Here is a 21,297-nt window from a genome sequence, read left to right as displayed (position 1 = left end):
TCGTTATGATGCTTGCCTTGGGCATGTTCGTGTTCAGCCTCTCGACGCTGGCCTATCAGGAACTGCAGCGCCAAACAGAATGGCGCCACCCCAGCAACAGCCGGGTAGGTGCTGCGCCGGCACGACAATTTGTCGGTCGCGGTGACGACATCATCACCCTCCCCGGCATCCTCTTCCCGGAACTGGCCGGTACCACACTGAGCCTAGACGCGTTGCGGCTGATGGCCAACACGGGCAAGGCGTGGCCGATGATCGAGGGCAGTGGGCGGATTTACGGCCTATGGGTAATCGAAAGTTTGAGCGAAACCAAAACAGTGTTCTTCCGCGACGGCACACCTCGCCGTATTGAATTTACCCTTACCCTCAAGCGTATCGACGACGATCAACTCGACCTTATTGGTGCTGGCACCCATGCAGGCGTGAGCATTTTGCGAGGGTTGCTATGATCGACTCGGCTATTTCGGACGTGGTGGGGTACGTACAAAACACCACCGAACGCGTCATGCGCGACGCGGCGTATCCGATCCCTGCTTTTCGCATCACCGTTGACGGCAAAGATATTGCCCACATCATCAGCCCGCGCCTGATCAGTCTTGAGCTGACCGACAACCGTGGGCTTGAAGCCGATCAACTGAGCCTTACCCTCAGCGACCACGACGGCTTGCTGGCCATGCCCGCCAAAGGCGCGTTGTTGCGGCTTTGGCTCGGCTGGAGCGACACCGGGCTGGTGGATAAGGGCAGCTACACCTTCGACGAAATCGAACACAACGGCGCCCCCGACATACTCAGCCTGCGCGCCCGATCGGCAGACTTGCGCAAAAGCTTCAAAATCAAACGCGAGCGCAGCTGGAGCAACAAAACCCTGGGCGACGTGATCCGCGATATTGCGCTGGGTAACGGGCTGAAATCTGCCATCGCAGCGAAACTGGCGGGGCTGCCCCTGTTGCAACTCGACCAGGCCAACGAATCCGATGCCAACCTGATCAGCCGACTCGGCGAAGAATTCGACGCGGTAGCCAGCGTCAAAGCCGGCTGCCTGCTGTGCCTTCCTGCGGGTGGTGGAAGGTCAGTCACCGGCATCGCCCTGCCCCACATCACCCTCACCCGCGAAGACGGCGACCAGCATCGCTACCTGCAAGCCGACCGAGACAGCTACGACGGCGTGCGGGCCTACTTCTACGACATCAACAGCGCCAAAAAGCAGCAGGCCATTGCCGGCGGCGGCGAAAACCTCAAAGACCTGCGCCACACCTACAGCGACCGCCAGTCCGCATTACGCGCGGCACGTGCCGAATTTAACCGCCTGCAACGTGGCAGCGCGACCCTCAGCTACACATTGGCTCGGGCGCGGCCAGACTTGATACCGGAACTGACCTACACCCTTATTGGCATCAAAGACGAAATCGACGAAATCATCTGGTATGGCGGCAACGTGCTCCACAGCCTCAGCGCTGACAACGGCTACACAATGAGCCTGGAGCTGGAAAGCAAATTGCCGGAAGACGCGGTCGAGGACTTGGCGGAGGAAAATCAGAAAATTTACAGCGGCGTCATCGCTTACTACCGCGATGAAAAAACCGGAACGGAAAAGACCAGAACAGCCGGCGACCAAAGCAAGCCAAGACGGCTGCTGTGGCTGTACGCCAACAAAAAAACGGCAAAACGTGCGGTGGACCGGGAATGGGCGAGGATGCAGGCCGCGAAAGAGGAAACGGAGAACCCCACAGAGGGCGGGGTTTAGTGGCAGGAGGGATTACTCAGTGAAGATCGTGATGGTGGTACCGCCGCCATCCCTTTTAAAGGCCTGGCACTCGATGACTATCCCCTCTCGCTCAATTGTTGCTATCTCGCTATCGTCATTAAGAGCTTCTTGCAGGCACTGCTTGGAGTATGTCACCACCTCAGATGCTGGGCGATGCGATAGTAGGTTACCGACAGTGCCTACTAAATCGTAGAAGGTAGGGTCAGGAGCTGGGCCGTCCCAAGCAAAAGCAATGTTAGGTAGGTTCTGTGAACAGCTGACAGAAAACGTTATCTCTGGAGACTTAACATATCTCACAGCACTCTTACCCACCACACTGCCCATACTATTCAAACCTATGGACTCATTTAAATCTTTAGTCAAAAGCTCACATGACATTGAGTAGCCTAAAGAGGGCAAAAGGAGAAAGCCACTAAAAACCATTACTCGCAGCAAATATACCCCCTCAGGCCATAGGCTCAAATAGGACTAGACATTAATTTATACACTCGCTTTACTACCATAAGTACAGTAAGGAGCAAATTAACCAGAAAAAACACAGACATCGTTATAAACAACGATTTAAAATCCACAGAAAAAGACAGCTTATATATTGAAAACGGTATAGCATCTTCCTTCAGAAGACTTGATAAAATCCCTGTCACAATAGAAGACAAAGACACGACTATAGCAAAGCATATACTTGAAAACAGCTCCTCAAGTAGCTGCGCATGCTTAGAATAATTTCTATAGCGCATTTCAGAGCGGGCAGGCGGTGTTGGATTATTCAACAAGTCGTCAAGAGAGCCCGCCCGCAAATCGGGAGGAACAGCACTTACTTCGTCCAACGCAAATATTTTCTCATGAACTCTTTTATTTTGATCATAGACCAAAACCAATAAATTAAGCAGCAAACCTGCAAAAATAGATGAAACCGACATTAAAAGACTAATGATTCCTGCCTTATCAGGCATTCCAATCCAATAAAAAAGACCCGCCAGCAAGAATGGAAGAACAATAAAAACAAAAAAATCAGGCCAATCAACCTTATCATTTGCAGCATTCCAAACCGCAGCCTTGAAATGTTTTTTAATTATGAAGCCGACCTTGATTTTTCCACTCATATGGAGACCTTTCCTATGAATTCTTCCATTAGGACCTCTGCATAGCTATGCAGTTCAACACGATCCGGTGCTCCGTCTACAATTTTGACATTATCGTCAGTGATCTCAATCGCAGAAATAGGGTCGCTCATCTTAAGCGATACAATTTTCTTCCGCCCGTTAGACTCAATTACCGCTCGAACATCAGTAGATAGCTTACTCAAAATTTCGACTGTACTATCTCCACCATTTGCAGCTTTAGATTGTAGTAAAGAAAACGAACCAAATCCACTACCACGCTTAGGTTTAATAATAAATTCGGTACGATCTACATCTAGCTGATCCGCAAGATCGCCTGCAAGTTGAACATTATAGTTTGCTAGCCTGAGCTCTTTAACGCTGGAATTATCCAGCCATTCCCTAACGGTTTTTTCGTGTGAAAGCGGTGATATTTTTATATTCAGATCAATTGTTTTTTTAAAGTATTCGCCAAATTTATCTTTAAAAAAAGATTTAATTCCTCGATTACCCGCACTATGAAGAAGTGCCACAGCCGTTTTACCACCGACAGGAACACAAAAATTAAAATAGCAAAAACGCACATCAGAATCATCATGTTGCTTGTCATACGCCTTGGCCTTATTCTTTAGGCTATAAATCGTCCCTGGAATACCATACTCGCCATATTCGACCCAACCAAACACACTGCGCCCAACCCTACTAACCTCTGTCACCTTAACTGTTTTTTTAGCCACAGTATCATTATGAACTGTTGTAGTTAAAGAGTTAAAAAAAGCCTCGATATAATCAAGTAGATCTTTAGACCTTACTTTATCTAGAGCATGATATCTTTCTACCACCTCGCCTGGCAGGTATTTATCATAGATCTTCAGCGAGTATGGGCGGAACGAATGCATAGAGAACCTAAAAATTTAGTTATAGTTAATATATGGAGATATTCTATTGGGAGGGTATGAGGCCCTTAGACATGCATCTGCCTGCTGTACCGAGAGGCTGAAGAGCCTAGAGCTCAGAATTTCATGACCGAGCATCCAAGCTCTCCTATACCGTTCCTAATACGTACAGACTAAGCTGGCCTTTTGGTATCAGCAAGGATTTCCGTCAAATCCTTTAGTCGCTGCTCAACGTCCATCAGGCGTTTCTTTTCTTCAGCAGCGCTTTGTATCTCCCGCCTACCCGCCTCTCCCAGCGAACGGAACAACTCAAGGATGGCTTCTTCTTGGGGGTTAACGGTGGCTGTGCCTGTTTGCTCCTGCTGCGGAGCATCACCGGTCATGGTGCCTTCACCGGTGAGTAGCCAATCAACACTTATACCCAAATGGGTGCGAATAGCCGAAAGCGCTTTCGCGTTTGGTTCTCGCTCGTCCAAAAGGTAGTTCTGGAGCGTCCTGTAGGGGATTCCGACCAACTCCGAGGCCTCCTTAATAGAAAGGCCTTTCTTGTCGAGAACACTGCGCAGACGCGTGGCTATACTCATTTTTTCATATAATCCGGTTGACGCACTCGTTTGGGTGCGTATACTGCGAACAAACAGGTACATCTTAACCAACTAGGAACACTCAAACCATGAGTCAAGCCATGAAGAAGCGCCAGATCCAAGCGCGATTGATCGAATGCGGCAGTAATTTCCGTCAGTTCGCTCTCAGTCACGGCTATGAAGTGCGCACAGTTACTCAGGTGGTAGAGCGTTGGGCCGGTCACAAAACGCTGCCGAGAGGCCGTTTGTCGTTTCGCATCATGCAGGACTTGTCCCGATTGATTGGCAAAGAGGTGCTTCCCGGCATTTTGGCTGAGAGCGATAAGCAGCCGTTTGTTTCAAGAACGGCGTAAGCAACTGTAGGGGCGATGACTCCAGGGAGAAACCAGAAGATGAAACGCCCGGTTCTAGGCACCCGAAAAGATGTGGTCAGTGCAGTGATTTGTAGCTACCCCGGTGGTCGAGCCTATGCCGCTGCGAACCTCGGCATGAATCTCAAAAAGTTTGATAACCAGGCTTATGAAAACGCCGGCAGCCGTCCGTTGACGGATGAGCACATTTTCAGGCTTGAGCAGCAAGCGGGTACGACCTTCCTGCCCAGCTATGTCGCCACGATGTACGGCGGCATGTTTGTACCCCTGGCAGCGCCGGGCACGCTGGATAACATCGAACTGTTCAGTCGCTCAGTCAAAGCCGCCGCGAAACGTGGCTGTGTTGATCAAATCATCGCTCAGGCACTGGACGATGGTGTGATCGAGAAACACGAAGCCGAAGCCATCATCAACGCGTTGAGTCTTTATATGTCTGCCCGCTACGCCGAAGTGCTGGCGACCATCCAGCTCTACAGCGCAGGAGCCGCGTCATGAGCACTTACAAACTGGTTTGCCCCCACTGCCACTCCCGTATGCGCATTCGCACCAGTGAGGGCACACATATTTTTCTGCGCGTTGCTTATCTGCAATGCACGAACGAAGCCTGTGGCTGGTCAGTCCGCGCCGAATTTGAAATGACTCATGAGATGAGCCCAAGCGGTATGGCGAACCCAGCGGTCAAGCTGCCAATAGCCAATGTCGCCCAGCGCCGCGCGGCGATGCTCTCACCCACCGATCACCCTGACCTGCTGGACCAACTGGAAATGGAGCGTGCGATATGAATGCAGCAACCCACACCGAGCATCAGGAATATGAGGCCAGCATGCAGTTGGCAGCCCTGTTCTTCTTGCAACGCCACCAATCCGAGCACCTGGGCAATGATCAGTTGCTATTTAGCCGTGCGGTGCAGCACTTGACCGGCAGTCTTGAGGTGCCACTGCACATGGCTGAAAAGTTAGTTACGCGGGCTTATGGCGAACTGAAGTGCAGTAGCAATCGTCACCAACTGGATGTTGATGCCAGCTCTACCACTGTCGCCGTTGTGACTGACCCCTCCAGCGGCCTTACGTGGGCGGTCCCGGTCAATCTGATTTACGAACGCATTATCAACGCAACCGACAATCGCCGACTGCGCCTCGTTACCCCCTAACCCTTAACCACCCGTCTCCAGACCTGTTTGCAATGGGTTTGGGTGAGCTACGCCCGAAATTTGAGGTGGACCATGAAACAGCCAGTCGAAATCAGCACCGAACTGACCCAGCAAGAGGCTGAGCTGCTGCTTGCCGAACTGCGTGGGCGCTATAGCCAGGTACTGAACGAAGTCTGGTACGCCGACCAATTCCGCCTGATACCCGAAGGCTTGCGTCATGGCTCCATTCTCAGCGCCATGCCGGTGATGGCCGCACAAAAGCGCCTGATGGGCGCGCTCACACACAGCCTCAGAGCAGTGAAGTAATCCCGATGAATATGGAACATGAACTGCGCGTCGAAGTACTCAAGCGACTTGAGAGCGACTACGATCTTAAACACCGCTCAGGCACCCACTTTATGCGTGGCGGTCGTTGCCCGGCATGCGGCAAAAAAGAGCTATACACCCACCACAAAAACCCGTGGCTGATCATTTGCGGCAGGGAAGGAAAATGCGCACAGAGTTGGCACGTCAAAGAACTGTACGAGAACTTGTTTGACGACTGGACTAAACGTGCGCCTTCAACCGACCAGTATCCCAATGCGACCGCCCGCGCCTATCTGGAGTTTGCACGCGGCTTTCGTTTTGAGCTGATTCAGGGCTGGTTTACCCAAGACTCCTTTTACTCGGCCCAACATAACGCTGGCAGCGCGACAGTGCGTTTCGCCCTTGAGAAAGGGGGCTACTGGGAACGCCTGATCGACCGCCCTCACCGCTTCGGCAAACAGAAAGCCCGCTTTAAACAAGGCGAAAGCTACAAGGGTGTCTGGTGGTGTCCGCCTTGTGTTGATCTGCTTGAAGTCAAAGAGCTGTGGATTGTCGAAGGCATTTTCGATGCCATTGCCCTGGTACACCATGACATCGCCGCTGTCTCGGCCATGTCATCCAACGCCTTTCCCGAAGAATCCCTGAAAGAGCTGTCGCGGCAGCGCGGCGGTAAGTTGCCCAAACTGATTTGGGCACTGGACAACGAGCCCGGCGCGCACCGTTACACCAAACGCTGGGTGCGAATGGCACGCGACCTCGGCTATATCTGCGAGGCCGCGCAAATCCCGCAGCAGGACAACCGCAAGCACGACTGGAATGACCTGCACCAGCGCTGGGCCGTGATCGACGACCTTGATAAACGCGCAGACCGCATAGACCAAGACCTGAAAGCAGCCCGGTATCACGGCGCTCTGTTGATTGCGGAAAGCGCCGCCGAGAAAGGCGTGCTGATGTACGAATGGCGCGAACGGCACGAGTTCCACTTCGGATTCGACAGCCGCCTGTACTGGTTCAAGATGGATTTATTGAAATTCGATAAGGCCATGCAGACCCTCGACTCTTCTGAGCGCCAAGAAGACCAGGTACTCACCGACAAACAGCGCCGCGACAAGGCTCTGCGCCAATGCGGCGGCGTAGTGGAAATCGCTAACTGCTATCCACAAGCGTTGTATTTCCAGCGTAACGAAGTGACGGACGAGTCCTGGTACTACTTCCGCATCGACTTCCCGCATGACGGCGGCAGCGTCAAAAATACCTTCACAGGTGGTCAGGTCGCAGCAGCCAGCGAGTTTAAAAAGCGCCTGCTGGGGATGGCTGCCGGCGCAGTCTTCACCGGCAGTGGCCAACACCTCGACAAGATCATGAAAGACCAGCTGTTTGGCCTGAAAACTGTCGAAACCATCGATTTTATCGGTTACAGCAAACAGCACGGCAGCTATGTGTTCGGCGACATCGCCGTGCGCAACGGCGTGCTCAGCGAGGTCAACAAAGAGGACTACTTTGAGTTCGGCAAGCTGCGTTTGAAAACGCTGCAAAAATCCAACCCGATGCACATACAGCGGGACGCCAAGGAATACCGCGAAGACTGGCTCCCCATGCTCTGGACGTGTTTCGGAGCAAATGGTGTGGTCGCGCTGACCTTCTGGTTTGGCTCACTGTTCGCAGAGCAAATCCGGGCGCAGTACAAATCCTTTCCGTTTCTGGAAGCCACCGGTGAAGCCGGCGCCGGTAAAACCACGCTGCTCACGTTCCTGTGGAAGCTGCTGGGACAGGAGAAGGAAGGTTTCGACCCGTCCAAATCCACCCGAGCAGGCCGGCAACGGGCGATGGGCCAAGTGTCCAACATGCCGGTGGTGCTGATCGAAGGTGACCGCAACGAGCCGGACAAGCTGCACGCCAAGGGTTTTGATTGGGACGAACTGAAGGAATTTTTCGGCGGCGGCACCTTGGGCACGAAAGGCATGAAAACCAGTGGCAACGAGACTTATGAACCACCGTTTCGCGCCACCATTGCCATCAGCCAAAACGCTGCTGTCAGCGCCTCCGAAGCGATCTTGACCCGTATCGTCAAACTGCACTTTGCACGCCCAGCGGTAACGACAGAGAGTCGGATTGCTGCTGACAACTTGAACCAGATCCCGGTCGAGCTGCTGAGCCACTTCCTGTTGAAAGCCGTACGCGCAGAGCCACAGGTGATGGTCAAGTTTGCCGAGCGCGTGATCGTCCACGAAGAACGCCTGCGCAAACTAAAAGAAATCCGCGTCGAGCGGATTATCAAAAACCACAGCCAGATGCTGGCCCTGCTCGACTGCCTGCACCTGGTTTGCCCGCTGGATGAAAACCAACTGGCAACCACTCAACAGCAACTGGTGACGATGGCCCTTGAGCGCCAATCGGCTATCAGCGCCGATCACCCGCTGGTGGCCGAGTTCTGGGAAGTCTACGACTACCTCGAAAGCCTGGGCGAAGGCCCGCAGGTCAACCACAGCAACGATACAAAGCTGATTGCGATCAACCTCAACGAATTTGCCGAAAAGGCCAGCGAGCACCGCCAGAACCTGGCTGACCTCAAAACCTTGCGCACCCTGCTGGGCGACTGCCGCAGCCGCAAGCTGCTGGAAACCAACAAACCGACCTACAGCGTTATCCGGGCAGCGCAGTCGGCGGCAAACCCCTTGTTCGACAAACCTAAAACCGTGCGCTGCTGGATTTTTCAGAGTGCTTAAACCGCTGTACCTACAGGAGCAACACCATGCATAACGAACTGAAACAGGCAATCCGTTTTGACGACTTTTACGCGCTTTTTGGTGACAGAGGGGTTGTCGCAATGGCTTGGTGGCTCGGCGGGCAATTGGCTGAGCCCATCCGTGAAGAACAGTGGAGCTTCCCTTTTCTGCATATCTGCGGTGAAGCAGGAAGCGGCAAGACGTTTTTGCTGGAGTACTTGTCGAAACTGACTGGCCCGCAGTCGGTATCGCATCACGACCCAGTACGAACTACACGCGCAGCACGCACCAGAACCATCACAAATCCAGTAAACCGAGTGGTTATCTATGAACCCACAGAGCCAACAGCAAGCGAGTTCGACTGGGATGAACTAAAGGCGCTTTACAACACCGCTAGTTTTTACATCCATTCCGGGAACATCGCTGAAAGTGTTGAACACACGTTCAAAGGCGCGCTGGTGATCTGCGCGAACCAACCCGTCGAATACAGCGAGGCAGTAGAAACCAGGCTCGCCCGCATCGTTTTGAATAAATCACATCACGCCAACCCCCGACAGGCCGAAAGTCTGCTTCAACTGAGCGCCGAGCAAGCGGGCATTTTCGGTCTGGCTATCACCCGCAACACAACCAAGTTGCTCAACGACATCAACAAGCTCGCCCCTACTTACACCGCCGCCTTGCTTAAGGAGCACGGAGATCAGCTGAGTGCGCGAGCTGCCAAAAACGGCGGGCAACTCATGGCTTTAATTGACGTGCTCAACCTGATACTCGGCCTCAGCAATACACAACACACCAGTGCGTTGAGAGCGGTGAAGTACTGCGTTTGTGCTGAATTTGTACCGTATTAAGCAAGTGAGGCTGGCATAAGCCAGAAAATGAAGAGGTGTCGAGGAGTTGGCCCTCCCCGACACCAACCACTACTAAGGAGCACACCATGAAAGTGAAAAACCAAAGCAGCAGCGAAGTGAAGGCTACCACACCAGCCAGGTACCTTGTGGCCACCGCCATTATCGGCGCCGCGATGATCGGTTACCTGGTGCACAAATCGCCTGAGGCACGGGTGCGGCTGGAGAGCTTGAGCACTATGGCCCAAACCTTGGGTGAGTTATCAGAGCGCGATGCCGCAGTGGTTGCACAGTTGCTGGCCAGATCTATCGTCACAGGAGCGAACCAATGAATGACTCTCGCGTACAGGACAAGTTTGTGATCCGCTTGCCCGATGGCTTACGCCCGGAAATCGCTGCTGTAGCGTCGAGGAATCAACGCAGCATGAATGGCGAAATAATCAATCGACTGGAGCGCTCACTCGCCTTGGAGTTAGTTCTCGACCAAAAAAACAGGGTCATTGCCCAACTGCTAGACCGAATTACTGAATTGGAAGCCAAGCATTGAAAACTCTCTTTGTCCTGATGGCCCAATACAACGGGCAGGTGGTGATCCCCCTGGACAGGTTGTGCAAGGACTACTTCACCCACCTGACCACCAGTATGTTTGAACGCAAGGTAATGGCAGGTTTGATAAAAATCCCGATCACACGGATGGAAGCCAGCCAGAAAAGTGCCAAGGGCGTGCACATCTCGGATTTGTCCGAGTATCTGGACGGCCAGCGCGCTGCCGCGATGAAGGAGAGTCACCAGCTCAACAGCGCACCGCGTAGCAGTTAACTCACTTCAAGGTCCGGGCGCCCAAATTTACGGGCGCCTTCAGGGCAACATCCAGCCACTGCCAGCCTGCATAGGCGTCACCCCTTCCCCGCAAATGCGTGTAACGGCGCATTGAATTCCAGTCCCGGTGCCCCGATACGCTGGCGACCCTGGGAATGTCCCAGTCCATTTCAAACAGTCGGCTGACGCCTTCGTGCCTCAGGTCGTGAAAATGCAGGTCCTCGATCCCCAAAAACTTGCAGGCGCGTGTCCAGGATGCGGATATGGACTCAGCGTTGTAGGGGAATATTTCCTCTACTGCTTTGGGCATTGTCTTAATGATGGCCATTGCTTCGGGTGGCAAATGACACCAAACGTCGTTGCCAAGTTTCTGCCCGGGATTCTTCATGTCCCGCACCAGGACACGGTTGCCTTCTTCGTCCAGGTCAGACCACTTGATACGGGTGATCTCTTCTTGGCGGCGCGTGGAGAACAACGCGAACGCGGTCATCTTGAGCATGTTGATTGAACTGGGGCGGTAGGCAAGGATGCCTTGGAAGTGTGTCAGCAGCTTGTCCAGCTCATCGAGTGTCGGGCGTCTGTCGCGTTCACGGCTGCGCATGTTGTAACCCAGTTTACGCAATACCTTGCGGGCATCACCCATCGCGTGAGGATCAACCTGATAGCCCCATGCAGGGCGGGCGATGGATAGAACGGCGCCCAAGTGCGCCAAATCATTACCGGCTGTCTGCGGCAGCACACCGCCGCCTTCTGGTCCCATTCGCCAGACCGCATACTCGACCAGTATCTGGCAGTTCAAGTCCTGGTCATTTATCTGGCCCAAGTAGGATTCGCTGATCGCTTTGAGCGTGGCCAGCTTAGTTTTTCCCAGTGCACGGGCTTTTTCCATTTCGAGCACGTAGCGCTCGATCATTTCCTTGACCGTAGCGCCTTCGCGGTTTGCCCGCTCAATCGCGCCGGGTTGGTCAAGTTCAGCTTCACGCTTTCGAATCCACGCTTGAGCCGTCTGTTTGCGGGTGAATGTCTGGCTCTCTTGGTAAACTTGCGCCCCATCACGGATCAGGCGTATTTGTGCCGTGTAACTGCTGCTGCCGTTGGTGCGTTTGCGTACTCTGATCGTGGCCATAGTCAACTGGTACAATTCGAAAATGAGATGGTACATTGTACCAGCGACCTTCGAAAAACGCCCTAAAACCCCCTAAAACACGCTTAAAACACGTAGAGCAAAATGGTACAGAATTCAGCTACACCCCACGTAAACACAGGCTCTACGGTGTCCAGACGCTTTAGCGTGGCGCCTATGATGGATTGGACTGATCGTCATTGCCGCTTCTTCTTGCGACTGCTTTCCAAAAACGCCCTGCTCTACACTGAAATGGTCACTACCGGTGCACTGTTACACGGCGATGCTGAGCGTTTTCTCCGGCATGACGTGTCCGAGCATCCGCTGGCATTGCAACTGGGGGGAAGCACGGCTGCCGATCTGGCAGCATGCGCACGTCTGGCGCAAGACGCCGGTTACGATGAAGTGAACTTAAATGTCGGCTGCCCGAGTGATCGGGTGCAAAATAATATGATTGGCGCATGCTTGATGGCACATCCCGCACTGGTGGCTGATTGCGTCAAAGCCATGCGCGATGCGGTGTCTATTCCCGTGACGGTCAAGCACCGCATCGGTATTAATGGCCGCGACAGTTATGCTCAGCTGTGTGATTTTGTCGGGACGGTGAACGATGCGGGATGCGAAAGTTTTACGGTACACGCTCGAATCGCGATTCTTGAAGGGCTGTCACCCAAGGAAAATCGGGATATCCCTCCCTTGCGCTACGACGTCGCAGCACAGCTGAAGTCAGACTTCCCTGACCTCGAAATCATTCTTAATGGCGGGATAAAAACGCTTGAGCAATGCCAAGAGCATTTGCAGGTTTTTGATGGCGTAATGCTGGGGCGCGAGGCTTATCACAACCCCTATATTCTTGCCGGTGTCGATCAGCAGTTATTTGGTAGGGAGGCGCCAATCGTTACCCGCGCTGAGGCATTAGCGTTGTTGCGGCCTTATATTGCGCAGCATTTGGCTGCAGGGGGAGCTATGCATCACGTTACCCGGCATATCCTGGGGCTTGGGCAAGGTTTCCCGGGGGCTCGACGCTTTCGCCAGTTGCTCTCAGTGGATATTCATAAGGCCGAGGATCCGCTGGCACTGCTGGATCAAGCCGGGGAGCTGCTGGAAGGACGCTAACGCCACGACGAAAAAGGAGCCACCCCGCTACAGGATGGCTCCTTTGTTCGTACGGTTGATTCAGCTGCGCTCGAGCGCATTCACCAGATCATGGAAAGCTTCATGATTGGAGTCATTAAGGCTCATGAGGATTTTATGCGCCTCCAGCACTTTGACCCGTACGATTTCTTCCGACTGATCCTGTGAAGGCAGATCTGTCAGGCACTCAGGACAGGGCAAGGGCGTGCCCACGATATTGAAAACCTGATCAAAGCCCATGGATTGCAACAGACGGGTAATGTCTTCGTGGGTAGTCACGACAGTGGGCAACAAGCCGACTTTCTGCCGGGAAAGGATCGACAATTTCGCCAGCAGCCCCAGCGTAGTGCTATCAATGCTGCGCGTTTCGGTCAGATCGATCACGATGGCGGAAAAGTTCAACGCCGTGAAAATTTTCTCAATCGTTGCATCCAGTGCCGAACACAAGGTCAGGCGCACTTCACCTACAAACTTCAGGACGAAAGTGCCATCCTGTTCGGCGAACTGAATTCTACCGGTACTCATTTCAGATTCCTGCTTAACACCAACAAGGCGATATCATCCGGCATCTCCCCGAGCGTAGCTAAACCAAACACTTGGCGCAGACCTTCCAGGCTGCCGCCCGCTGCTTTCACCAATTGTGGCAAGGCAGCTTCTTTTTCTTTGAGCGTCTGCTCAGTCAAAAGATCCAAAATTCCGTCAGACATCAGCGTCAGGCTGAATCTGTCAGGCAGCTTGAGCGTGTGATCTTCATAGGTGGCTTCATTGAACAAGCCTACCGGTAAACCGCGGCCTTCCAGATAACTGACACTGTCAGGCGTGTACAAAACCGGCAAGGGCAGATGCCCGCCAATGCTGTAGGTCAGCAGGCCGCTCTCTTCATCGATGACCCCGCCGACCATGGTCACATGCTTGCCCAGCTTGCAGTTGATCAGACCACGGTTGATATGCCCCAGCACCTCCGAAGGTTTGAACTCAGGCAGTGTACCGCTACGCCTGGATTCAAACAGCAAGCGCGTGGTCATGAATTTGAGCAGGACCGTCACGAAAGCCGAAGACGCCCCATGACCTGAAACGTCAGCCAAGTAAAACGCCACGCGGCGCTCGTCCACCCTGAAGTAATCAACAAAGTCGCCCGACAAATACAAGGACGGAATGATCTGGTGCGCAAAATCAAACGCATCAATAGACCAGGGACTGACGGGCAGCATATTCATCTGCACCTGCCGGCCTGCATTCTGATCCTCCTGCAACAAGTGCAGACTGGCCTCTAACTCGCGATTGGCGGATTCGAGCTTCTCACGGTAACGCTGGTTTTCTACTAACAAACGCGCACGATCAAGGGCGCGATGAACAGAATGCTCAAGCACTGCCAAGTCTTCGAGAGGCTTGATCAGGTAGTCGGCAGCGCCCAAGCGTAACGCCTCGACCACGTCACTCATGACCCCTGCGCCCGAAATAACGATCACCGGAGTCACGGGAGACTGAAGTGTCACTTGGCGAATCAGCTCAAGGCCACCCATTTGCGGCATGCGCAAATCACAGATGACCAAATCGGGCCGTTCGCTCTCGAACACCTGAAGTCCCTGCAAGCCATTACTGGCCTGGAGAACGCTGAATCCGCTGTCTTCCAGATAAGCCGCCAGACTGGCGCGTACGACGTCGTCGTCATCAATGATCAGCAGCGTGGCACTGGTTTTTTGCATGTGGGCAAATGGCGCCAGAATTAGGTTGGCATTAAACACGCACTGAGCGGGTTCAACGACTGAATGTACTTTGAAACACCTGGAACTGGTATTCAGTATTGCTCAGTTCTACAAAGGTGCTCGCGTAAGGCGCAGACGGTACTCCCATCCGCGGGGGGTTTCAAGCTCGGCCCGAAGCTGAGGGACGGAGCTTCATAAGAGAAATTCCCCACAGTTATAAGAACCTGCGCCGAGCTGACTAAAAGCATGGTCGGTCACGTTTGATTCGTGCTCATAAACGCCCTGAAAACAAAAAAGAGCCCCGAAGGGCTCTTTTGCGCAAGCGGTAGCAAACGGTTTAAAAATCGTCTTCTACCTGGCCATCCTTAACCTTGAACTCGCGGTTTTGCAGGTAAGCATTGCGGATAAACACATACTTATCGCCCGTGATCAGTTTTTCCGCCGAGAGCAAGCTAGCGCGGGTATCGATCACGTCCATGCCGATCGCCATGTTGCGCGCCGGGATGTCATTCATGTAACGGTAGGGTTCGGCGTAAGTGTCCGGGTAGATAGCGACCGCATCACGTACGGTGCTTGGGCCAAGCAACGGCAGTACCACGTAGGGACCACTTGGAACACCCCAGCGACCCAGCGTCTGACCGAAGTCTTCTTCGTTGCGCTGCAGGCCCATTTTGGTGCCTACATCAAAGAAGCCACCCACGCCGATGATGGTGTTCATCAACACACGTGCCGTGTCCACGCCCGCTGCGTGTGGCTTGGCCTGCAACACATCGTTGGCCAGGTTACGCACGTCACCGATGTTGCGGTACATGTTGTGAATGCCGTCCTCAAGGAACTGAGGCGTGATGTACTGGTAGCCCTGAGCAATTGGCTTCAAGGCATAGGTATCAATCGTGTCGTTGAACTTGAAAATGACACGGTTAACGCCTTCCCATGGGTCATCTTCGGTAGCCGCGTGAGCGGTAAATGGCAGCATTGCCACACCTGCACACAGACACAATTGAGCCAAACGATCATTCCAGCGCATAGCAAAAAACTCCTAAGCAGCACTTACACTCGGGCGCTATGCCCTGGTTTTGGGCGTTAGTATAACGAGAAATGTCAAACAGGCAGCCCCCTTAAATACACAACATGCAATCTATTCACACCCGGCGGGCTCAAGTCATCACGATTTACGCCTGATGCCTGGGTGCGGCAGGTGGCAGAACGCATGACTTTTCACAAAAATGAGATGGATCATGCCAATTCAACATGAGTGGATTACTCTAAAGGCCCGCTTGATCGACCTTTTGTTCATTGCGAAGGTCTATCTCACAGCCTCTCAATAAAGGATGAACGTTATGCCTGCTCGCGAACTGCAAAAACAACTCGACACCCTGCGCGCGCAACTGGACCAAAATTCGCCCTTGTCTTTAAAGGAACGGGAAGAGCTGGATGACCTGGCGCAGAAAATCGATGCTCAAATCAAACTTGAGACAGCCACGCAAGACAACAGCCTCGCAGACAGCGTTAATCTGGCTGTAGAACGCTTTGAGGTGGAACACCCGGCCCTGGCCGGCACATTGCGCAATATTGTCCAGACACTCGGCAACATTGGCATCTAAACGGTCGCCGCCCCTAAAAGAAAATAAAAAAGCCCCGACTCAAATGAGCCGGGGCTTTTTTTACCGCGCTGACCCTCAGATCGCGGTTTGACCACTCATGGCCAAGTCCAGCAATTCACGGTTAGCGACGGCATACATCGCATAGTCATTACCCGTTGCGGCACGCAAATCCACCAGCATGGCGCGCCAGCGTTCAACCATGGTCTGGTTCTGTTCCAGCCACAGCGCCAGACGCGCCTCGATGCTCTCACCGGCATCGGTCATTTGCAGGACCGAGACCGTGATCGCCCGCTGCTGCCAGTCGATATCGTCGCGGAAGGCTTCACGGGCCAGCGCCTGCCAGTTGTTTTCCACCGGCAGGTTGCTGATTTGCTGCAAATACCAGGTCAGGTCCAGCGCACTGCCTACAGCGAAATACGCCTTGGCCACGTCCACCGCGTTCTGCCCGGTCACATCCGAGGCTTCAATGATGGGCAGCAAGGTATACAAGTGCGTTGTGCCCGCCACCATGCGTGCCAGCAACTCCGGCACACCCGCCTCGACATACGCCTGGTAGCGCGTTTGCCAGCCTTCACGGGTCGGGCCTTCCAGCAGTTCGTCGAGCTTGAGGCCCAATGCCGCCAGATGCGGCCCGAAGTGCGCCACATCCCGCGCGGCGTCCAGCTCATTGCGGCGACTGCGCAGGAACCAGCGCGTGGCGCGACGCCCCAGACGCATCAGTTCATCCATCAAGGCCAGCTGAATTTCGGCCGGCACCTGATAGTCCAGCGCCTCGATCTGACGGAACCAGTGCGGGAGGTGGAAAATGTCACGCACGATCACGTAAGCACCGGCCACATTGGCTGCGCTCATGCCGGTCGACTCCTTGAGCCGCTCAACAAAAGTAATGCCCATGTGGTTGACCAGATCGTTGGCGATCTGCGTGCTGACGATTTCACGCTTCAAGCGATGACGACGCATCGCTTCGGCGAACTTGCTGACCAGCATCGGCGGGAACGCAGTTTCCATGTCGCGGGTCAGGTACGCGTCATCCGGCACCTGGGAGTTGAGCAGCGCCTCTTTGAGGTCAATCTTGCTGTAGGAAATCAGCACCGACAGCTCGGCACGGGTCAGGCCATGACCTGCCGCCACACGCTCGTTAAGCTGCTCTTCAGACGGCAGGAACTCGATGGCACGGTCCAACTTGCCACGCGCTTCCAGGTCGTTCATCAGGCGCTTGTACTCGGCAATTCGCTCATAAGCACGGCGCGCCGCCAACGAAATGGCCTGCGTCTGCTTGTAGTTGTTGCCCAGCACCAAAGCGCCCACTTCATCGGTCATGCTGCCCAACAGCTGGTTACGCTGCTTCTCGGTCATATCACCAGCCTGCACCACTTCGTTGAGCAGGATCTTGATATTCACTTCATGGTCAGAGCAGTCAACACCGCCGGCGTTGTCAATGAAGTCGGTGTTGGTCGCACCGCCATTGAGGCCGAATTCCACACGCCCCAGTTGCGTCATGCCGAGGTTGCCGCCCTCTCCCACCACCTTGCAGCGCAACTCGTTACCGTTGACTCGCAGTGCATCGTTAGCCTTATCGCCAACATCTGCATGACTTTCACTGCTGGCTTTGACGTAAGTACCGATGCCGCCGTTCCACAACAGATCTACCGGCGCCTTGAGCAAAGCGTTAAGCAACTCGGTCGGGGTCAGCTTGTCAGCCGTGATTGCAAAACGCTCTTTCATTTCCGGGGAAATGGCGATGCTTTTTGCGCTACGCGAGAAAATGCCGCCACCGGCCGACATGATGCTCGTGTCGTAGTCTGACCAGGCCGAACGCGGCAAGTCGAACAGGCGCTTGCGCTCCGCGAAGCTGTTGGCAGGCTCCGGATTTGGATCGATAAAGATATGCAAGTGGTTGAACGCAGCCACCAGTTGCAGCTTGTCGGACATCAACAAACCATTGCCGAATACGTCACCGGCCATATCGCCGATACCGACTACGCTGATGCTGTCTTCCTGAACGTTGATCCCGCGCTCTTTGAAGTGGCGCTGCACACCGACCCAGGCGCCTTTGGCGGTAATGCCCATCTTCTTGTGGTCATAACCGGCCGAACCGCCCGAGGCGAATGCGTCACCCAGCCAGAAGCCATAGTTAATGGCGATGCCGTTGGCGATGTCGGAGAAGGTCGCGGTGCCTTTGTCCGCAGCCACCACCAGGTACGGGTCGTCCTCATCGTGACGAACGACGTTCAATGGCGGCACCAGTGCGCCGTCCTTGAGGTTGTCGGTGATGTCCAGCAAACCGGAAATAAAAATCCGGTAGCAGGCAATCGCTTCCGCCTGAATCTCGTCGCGGCCGCCGCCCAATGGCAAACGACGAGGAACGAAACCGCCCTTGGCACCCACCGGCACGATGACCGAGTTCTTCACCTGCTGGGCCTTGACCAACCCCAGCACTTCAGTGCGGAAGTCCTCTTCTCGGTCCGACCAGCGCAAACCGCCGCGCGCCACGTTGCCGAAGCGCAAATGCACGCCTTCCACTCGCGGCGAATAGACGAATATTTCAAACTTGGGCACCGGTTTCGGCAACTCGGGAATCAGGTGCGGATTGAACTTGAAGCTGAAATACGAACGGTTTTGCCCGTTGGCATCCGGCTGGTAGAAGTTGGTACGCAACGTCGCTTTGATCAGGTCCAGATAGCGGCGCAGGATGCGGTCTTCATTGAGCACCTGAACATCGTCCAGAGCCGTCAAAATTGCCTGTTCCAAGCGTTGCTGCTTGTCTTCAAGGTCTTCAGCGGTGAGCTTGCGCGCCAAGTAAAAACGCGTCTTGAACAACCGGGTCAGTTCACGGGCGATGTCGGTGTGGTTGTTCAACGTACTGGCGATGTAGCCCAGATCGAAGCCCAGACGGATTTGCTTCAAGTAACGGGCGTAGGCACGTAGCAGCGCCACATCGCGCCATGGCAGACCGGCGGTCAGCACCAGACGGTTAAACGCATCGTTTTCTGCATCACCACTGACGATGTGCACAAACGCATCTTGCAGGGTGTCGTTAAGTTGCTGGATGTCCAGATTCAAGCCTTCGCCCGCGGTAAAGGCGAAATCGTGGATCCAGAACTCGCGACCGTTGGCGTGGCGCAGGCGATACGGAAACTCACCCAACACGCGCAAACCGAGGTTTTCCAGAATCGGCAACACATCCGACAGGGCCAGCGGCGTGTCGGCGTGATAAAGCTTGCAATGCAATTCCTGACCGGCGCTCTGCCCCAGCGGCTGGTAGAAGCTCATGACCAGCGGGTTTTGCTCGTTCAGGCTCATCAGGTGCTGCATGTCGACCACGGCCGAGTGCGCAGCAAAACGTTCGCGGTAGCCCGCCGGGAAGCCTTTCGGGAAGTCGCTCAGTACTTTGGTGCCGTTGGCCTCACCGAAACTTTCAACCACCAGGCTCGCGTAATCGTCTTGCCAGCTACGGCAGGCCTGAATGACTTCTTTTTCCAGCAGTAACGGGTCGATATCGATGCGATTTTTCGGGTCAACCCGCAAGATCAACTGAACGCGTGCCAGCACAGACTCCGAGAAGAATGTCCAGAACTCGCAGTCCGACGCTTGCAGGCGATCCATCAGTACTTGCTGGATTTTCTGCCGTACTTCGGTGGAGTAGACATCGCGCGGCACATACGCCAGGCAATAGCAGAAACGTCCGTACGGATCTTTGCGCAGGAACACGCGAATCTTGTTGCGCTCCTGAATTTGCACAATCGACATCACGGTACTGAACAGTTCGTCGACCGGGGTCTGGAACAGGTCATCGCGGGGCAGCACTTCCACCACCTGCGCCAGTTCCTTGCCCAGGTGCGCCTTGGGCTGGAAGCCGGAGCGGCGTTCAATTTCAGCCACTTTGCGGCGGATGTACGGAATTTCACGCACGCTCTCGCCATACACCGACGAGGTGTAAAGGCCCATGAAGCGGCATTCTTTCAACACCTTGCCGTCAGCATCGATCTGGCGGATCGACACATAATCCGGGTAAGCAGGACGGTGCACACGGCTTGGATGGGCCGCCTTGGCGAACGACAACAAGGTCGGTTCACGCAGGTAACTGACGGCATAGTCTTCGATGCGCAGGTCTTCGGGGGTCAGCCCGGCGCGCAGCAGCTTGGTAAGACCGAGGAAAGAAGCCGGGTCATATTCGATATGGCCACCGTCCGCTTCATCGCGCACCACGAACTCTTCGTAGCCCAGGAACGTGAAGTGGTTGCCCACCAGCCATTCCAGAAAACTCTTGATCTCGGCTTTCTCATCAGCCGCCACGGCGTACTGGCAACTGTCGATGCTCGCCAGCAACTCCTGAACCTTGGCCTTCATTGGCTCAAAGTCAGCCACAGCAATACGCACTTCACCCAGAACCTGTTCCAGTTCCTTGCTCAGCACATTCAATTCAGCGGTATTGGAGCAGCGATCAATCTCCAGATACATCAGCGACTCTTGGGAAACACCCTCGCCCTGCGTACCCTTTGGCAGGATTTCCAGCAACTCGCCCTTACTGCCCCGACGAACGCTCAGCACAGTGGTTTGCAGCGTGTGAATGCTGTAACCGCGTCGGTTGAGCTCGGTGCGTACCGAGTCCACCAGAAACGGCAGATCGTGATGCAGCACTTCGACGGCAGTGTGCGTCGATTGCCAGCCGTGGCGTTCGTAATCCGGGTTGTAGACCCGCACTTGAGGTTGGGCCGGGTCAAAACGTTCGAGCAGGCGCCAGGCCGACAGCGTACAGCCGGCAAGGTCGGACATGCGACGTTGAGTGAGTTCATCCAGAGAAATGATGCCGAAGAATTGCTCGGCGAACAGCGCCACTTGTGGCAGTGCCTGTTCACTGATGTGCTGCGCCAGTGCCGCTTGCAGTTGATGCTGGAAGTCGGCCTTGCTGGCTGCGGTGAAGAACGCCATCTGTGGTACTCCGCTTGGGCTTGTTATTGAGAGACGCGTCGCGTGCTATTCCCGTAGGGGGAGTTGCCCATGCTGAGCAAGGTTTGGTCTGGCAACCGCCCTCAATGCTCAGCATGACAGGGAAGTGAAGCTGGCCGCGACCCGGGGGTCACATTCACATTCCGGGAGGGGTATCTACAAAAACGACTGCCCGATCAGCGGGCTGTGTCTTTAGAGATAGCTATCCTGGATGCAGCTTA

Annotated in this window: 22 protein-coding genes; 14 read left to right on the top strand and 8 right to left on the bottom strand. The window is 54.4% G+C overall.

Going from position 1 to position 21,297, the window contains the following annotated elements:
* Nucleotides 1–5: 5 nt before the first annotated feature.
* Entirely contained in the window at nucleotides 6–446 is a 441-nt protein-coding gene (locus HBN61_RS08675) for a phage tail protein (RefSeq protein WP_094993986.1), read from the top strand.
* Nucleotides 443–1,741 carry a phage late control D family tail protein gene (locus HBN61_RS08670; protein ID WP_170046519.1) on the top strand — a complete coding sequence of 433 codons (1,299 nt, stop codon included), beginning with the start codon at nucleotides 443–445 and terminating at the stop codon, nucleotides 1,739–1,741. The genes HBN61_RS08675 and HBN61_RS08670 overlap by 4 nt, the downstream gene beginning before the upstream one ends.
* Nucleotides 1,742–2,220: 479 nt before the next feature.
* Here HBN61_RS08670 and HBN61_RS08665 read toward each other — a convergent pair whose 3' ends face one another.
* From HBN61_RS08665 to HBN61_RS08655, 3 genes are all read right to left on the bottom strand, one after another.
* Nucleotides 2,221–2,865 carry a hypothetical protein gene (locus tag HBN61_RS08665; protein ID WP_170046518.1) on the bottom strand — a complete coding sequence of 215 codons (645 nt, stop codon included), beginning with the start codon at nucleotides 2,863–2,865 and terminating at the stop codon, nucleotides 2,221–2,223.
* Nucleotides 2,862–3,761 carry a hypothetical protein gene (locus HBN61_RS08660; RefSeq protein WP_170046517.1) on the bottom strand — a complete coding sequence of 300 codons (900 nt, stop codon included), beginning with the start codon at nucleotides 3,759–3,761 and terminating at the stop codon, nucleotides 2,862–2,864. The genes HBN61_RS08665 and HBN61_RS08660 overlap by 4 nt, the downstream gene beginning before the upstream one ends.
* Nucleotides 3,762–3,931: 170 nt before the next feature.
* Nucleotides 3,932–4,342: a helix-turn-helix domain-containing protein gene (locus HBN61_RS08655; protein WP_262498734.1), complete on the bottom strand. Its 411-nt coding sequence runs from the start codon at nucleotides 4,340–4,342 to the stop codon at nucleotides 3,932–3,934.
* Between the two features lie 101 nt (nucleotides 4,343–4,443).
* Between HBN61_RS08655 and HBN61_RS08650 the strand changes: the two genes are divergently transcribed.
* From HBN61_RS08650 to HBN61_RS08605, 10 genes are all read left to right on the top strand, one after another.
* On the top strand, nucleotides 4,444–4,695 hold the full coding sequence (locus HBN61_RS08650; RefSeq protein ID WP_170046546.1) for a hypothetical protein: 252 nt from the start codon (nucleotides 4,444–4,446) through the stop codon (nucleotides 4,693–4,695).
* Nucleotides 4,696–4,734: 39 nt separating this feature from the next.
* Entirely contained in the window at nucleotides 4,735–5,208 is a 474-nt protein-coding gene (locus tag HBN61_RS08645; protein WP_094993982.1) for a YmfL family putative regulatory protein, read from the top strand.
* Entirely contained in the window at nucleotides 5,205–5,495 is a 291-nt protein-coding gene (locus HBN61_RS08640; protein WP_094993981.1) for an Ogr/Delta-like zinc finger protein, read from the top strand. The genes HBN61_RS08645 and HBN61_RS08640 overlap by 4 nt, the downstream gene beginning before the upstream one ends.
* On the top strand, nucleotides 5,492–5,863 hold the full coding sequence (locus HBN61_RS08635; RefSeq protein ID WP_097192443.1) for a hypothetical protein: 372 nt from the start codon (nucleotides 5,492–5,494) through the stop codon (nucleotides 5,861–5,863). The genes HBN61_RS08640 and HBN61_RS08635 overlap by 4 nt, the downstream gene beginning before the upstream one ends.
* 72 nt (nucleotides 5,864–5,935) lie before the next feature.
* The gene (locus tag HBN61_RS08630; RefSeq protein ID WP_170046515.1) at nucleotides 5,936–6,169 is read left to right on the top strand and encodes a hypothetical protein; all 234 of its coding nucleotides are present in this window, start codon (nucleotides 5,936–5,938) and stop codon (nucleotides 6,167–6,169) included.
* Nucleotides 6,170–6,174: 5 nt separating this feature from the next.
* The gene (locus HBN61_RS08625) at nucleotides 6,175–8,895 is read left to right on the top strand and encodes a toprim domain-containing protein (protein ID WP_170046514.1); all 2,721 of its coding nucleotides are present in this window, start codon (nucleotides 6,175–6,177) and stop codon (nucleotides 8,893–8,895) included.
* A 26-nt stretch (nucleotides 8,896–8,921) separates the two neighbouring features.
* Nucleotides 8,922–9,743 (top strand): hypothetical protein, encoded by an 822-nt coding sequence (locus HBN61_RS08620; protein WP_170046513.1) that lies wholly within the window; start codon nucleotides 8,922–8,924, stop codon nucleotides 9,741–9,743.
* An 86-nt stretch (nucleotides 9,744–9,829) separates the two neighbouring features.
* Complete coding sequence (locus tag HBN61_RS08615) at nucleotides 9,830–10,072, top strand: hypothetical protein (RefSeq protein WP_170046512.1); 243 nt, start codon at nucleotides 9,830–9,832, stop codon at nucleotides 10,070–10,072.
* Complete coding sequence (locus HBN61_RS22810) at nucleotides 10,069–10,287, top strand: Arc family DNA-binding protein (RefSeq protein ID WP_170046511.1); 219 nt, start codon at nucleotides 10,069–10,071, stop codon at nucleotides 10,285–10,287. Before HBN61_RS08615 ends, HBN61_RS22810 begins: the two co-directional genes overlap by 4 nt.
* The gene (locus HBN61_RS08605) at nucleotides 10,284–10,559 is read left to right on the top strand and encodes a pyocin activator PrtN family protein (RefSeq protein WP_047294219.1); all 276 of its coding nucleotides are present in this window, start codon (nucleotides 10,284–10,286) and stop codon (nucleotides 10,557–10,559) included. The genes HBN61_RS22810 and HBN61_RS08605 overlap by 4 nt, the downstream gene beginning before the upstream one ends.
* Before the next feature lies 1 nt (nucleotide 10,560).
* Here HBN61_RS08605 and HBN61_RS08600 read toward each other — a convergent pair whose 3' ends face one another.
* The gene (locus HBN61_RS08600; RefSeq protein WP_170046510.1) at nucleotides 10,561–11,685 is read right to left on the bottom strand and encodes a site-specific integrase; all 1,125 of its coding nucleotides are present in this window, start codon (nucleotides 11,683–11,685) and stop codon (nucleotides 10,561–10,563) included.
* Between the two features lie 102 nt (nucleotides 11,686–11,787).
* Here HBN61_RS08600 and dusA point away from each other — a divergent pair, with 102 nt between their 5' ends.
* Nucleotides 11,788–12,798 carry a tRNA dihydrouridine(20/20a) synthase DusA gene (gene dusA / locus HBN61_RS08595; protein WP_170046509.1) on the top strand — a complete coding sequence of 337 codons (1,011 nt, stop codon included), beginning with the start codon at nucleotides 11,788–11,790 and terminating at the stop codon, nucleotides 12,796–12,798.
* Between the two features lie 60 nt (nucleotides 12,799–12,858).
* Here the strand turns inward: dusA and rssC are convergent, their stop codons facing one another.
* The 3 genes from rssC to HBN61_RS08580 form a co-directional block, all read right to left on the bottom strand.
* Nucleotides 12,859–13,341, bottom strand: coding sequence for an anti-sigma factor antagonist RssC (rssC, locus tag HBN61_RS08590; RefSeq protein ID WP_094993973.1), 483 nt, complete (start codon nucleotides 13,339–13,341; stop codon nucleotides 12,859–12,861).
* Nucleotides 13,338–14,522: a two-component system response regulator RssB gene (rssB, locus tag HBN61_RS08585; RefSeq protein ID WP_094993972.1), complete on the bottom strand. Its 1,185-nt coding sequence runs from the start codon at nucleotides 14,520–14,522 to the stop codon at nucleotides 13,338–13,340. The genes rssC and rssB overlap by 4 nt, the downstream gene beginning before the upstream one ends.
* Nucleotides 14,523–14,859: 337 nt before the next feature.
* Complete coding sequence (locus tag HBN61_RS08580) at nucleotides 14,860–15,549, bottom strand: MlaA family lipoprotein (RefSeq protein WP_094993971.1); 690 nt, start codon at nucleotides 15,547–15,549, stop codon at nucleotides 14,860–14,862.
* Nucleotides 15,550–15,862: 313 nt separating this feature from the next.
* On the opposite strand from HBN61_RS08580, the gene HBN61_RS08575 reads away from it, so the two are divergent.
* Nucleotides 15,863–16,126, top strand: a complete 264-nt coding sequence (locus HBN61_RS08575; RefSeq protein ID WP_094993970.1) for a DUF4404 family protein — start codon at nucleotides 15,863–15,865, stop codon at nucleotides 16,124–16,126.
* Nucleotides 16,127–16,201: 75 nt separating this feature from the next.
* On the opposite strand, the gene HBN61_RS08570 is transcribed toward HBN61_RS08575, so the two are convergent.
* The gene (locus HBN61_RS08570; protein ID WP_170046508.1) at nucleotides 16,202–21,058 is read right to left on the bottom strand and encodes an NAD-glutamate dehydrogenase; all 4,857 of its coding nucleotides are present in this window, start codon (nucleotides 21,056–21,058) and stop codon (nucleotides 16,202–16,204) included.
* Nucleotides 21,059–21,297: the final 239 nt, after the last annotated feature.

This window comes from Pseudomonas sp. WS 5071, from assembly GCF_012985765.1.
Classification (GTDB): Bacteria; Pseudomonadota; Gammaproteobacteria; order Pseudomonadales; family Pseudomonadaceae; genus Aquipseudomonas; species Aquipseudomonas lundensis_A.
Note: the sequence above shows the minus strand (reverse complement) of the source record. Positions and strands in the feature narration are given on the sequence as shown.

Bases quoted from the DNA above. Each gene is read 5' to 3' on its own strand.
- HBN61_RS08675 (WP_094993986.1), top strand. From the start codon at position 6: ATGATGCTTGCCTTGGGCATGTTCGTGTTCAGCCTCTCGACGCTGGCC.
- HBN61_RS08670 (WP_170046519.1), top strand. From the start codon at position 443: ATGATCGACTCGGCTATTTCGGACGTGGTGGGGTACGTACAAAACACC.
- HBN61_RS08665 (WP_170046518.1), bottom strand. From the start codon at position 2,865: ATGAGTGGAAAAATCAAGGTCGGCTTCATAATTAAAAAACATTTCAAG.
- HBN61_RS08660 (WP_170046517.1), bottom strand. From the start codon at position 3,761: ATGCATTCGTTCCGCCCATACTCGCTGAAGATCTATGATAAATACCTG.
- HBN61_RS08655 (WP_262498734.1), bottom strand. From the start codon at position 4,342: ATGAGTATAGCCACGCGTCTGCGCAGTGTTCTCGACAAGAAAGGCCTT.
- HBN61_RS08650 (WP_170046546.1), top strand. From the start codon at position 4,444: ATGAAGAAGCGCCAGATCCAAGCGCGATTGATCGAATGCGGCAGTAAT.
- HBN61_RS08645 (WP_094993982.1), top strand. From the start codon at position 4,735: ATGAAACGCCCGGTTCTAGGCACCCGAAAAGATGTGGTCAGTGCAGTG.
- HBN61_RS08640 (WP_094993981.1), top strand. From the start codon at position 5,205: ATGAGCACTTACAAACTGGTTTGCCCCCACTGCCACTCCCGTATGCGC.
- HBN61_RS08635 (WP_097192443.1), top strand. From the start codon at position 5,492: ATGAATGCAGCAACCCACACCGAGCATCAGGAATATGAGGCCAGCATG.
- HBN61_RS08630 (WP_170046515.1), top strand. From the start codon at position 5,936: ATGAAACAGCCAGTCGAAATCAGCACCGAACTGACCCAGCAAGAGGCT.
- HBN61_RS08625 (WP_170046514.1), top strand. From the start codon at position 6,175: ATGAATATGGAACATGAACTGCGCGTCGAAGTACTCAAGCGACTTGAG.
- HBN61_RS08620 (WP_170046513.1), top strand. From the start codon at position 8,922: ATGCATAACGAACTGAAACAGGCAATCCGTTTTGACGACTTTTACGCG.
- HBN61_RS08615 (WP_170046512.1), top strand. From the start codon at position 9,830: ATGAAAGTGAAAAACCAAAGCAGCAGCGAAGTGAAGGCTACCACACCA.
- HBN61_RS22810 (WP_170046511.1), top strand. From the start codon at position 10,069: ATGAATGACTCTCGCGTACAGGACAAGTTTGTGATCCGCTTGCCCGAT.
- HBN61_RS08600 (WP_170046510.1), bottom strand. From the start codon at position 11,685: ATGGCCACGATCAGAGTACGCAAACGCACCAACGGCAGCAGCAGTTAC.
- dusA (WP_170046509.1), top strand. From the start codon at position 11,788: ATGGTACAGAATTCAGCTACACCCCACGTAAACACAGGCTCTACGGTG.
- rssC (WP_094993973.1), bottom strand. From the start codon at position 13,341: ATGAGTACCGGTAGAATTCAGTTCGCCGAACAGGATGGCACTTTCGTC.
- rssB (WP_094993972.1), bottom strand. From the start codon at position 14,522: ATGCAAAAAACCAGTGCCACGCTGCTGATCATTGATGACGACGACGTC.
- HBN61_RS08580 (WP_094993971.1), bottom strand. From the start codon at position 15,549: ATGCGCTGGAATGATCGTTTGGCTCAATTGTGTCTGTGTGCAGGTGTG.
- HBN61_RS08575 (WP_094993970.1), top strand. From the start codon at position 15,863: ATGCCTGCTCGCGAACTGCAAAAACAACTCGACACCCTGCGCGCGCAA.
- HBN61_RS08570 (WP_170046508.1), bottom strand. From the start codon at position 21,058: ATGGCGTTCTTCACCGCAGCCAGCAAGGCCGACTTCCAGCATCAACTG.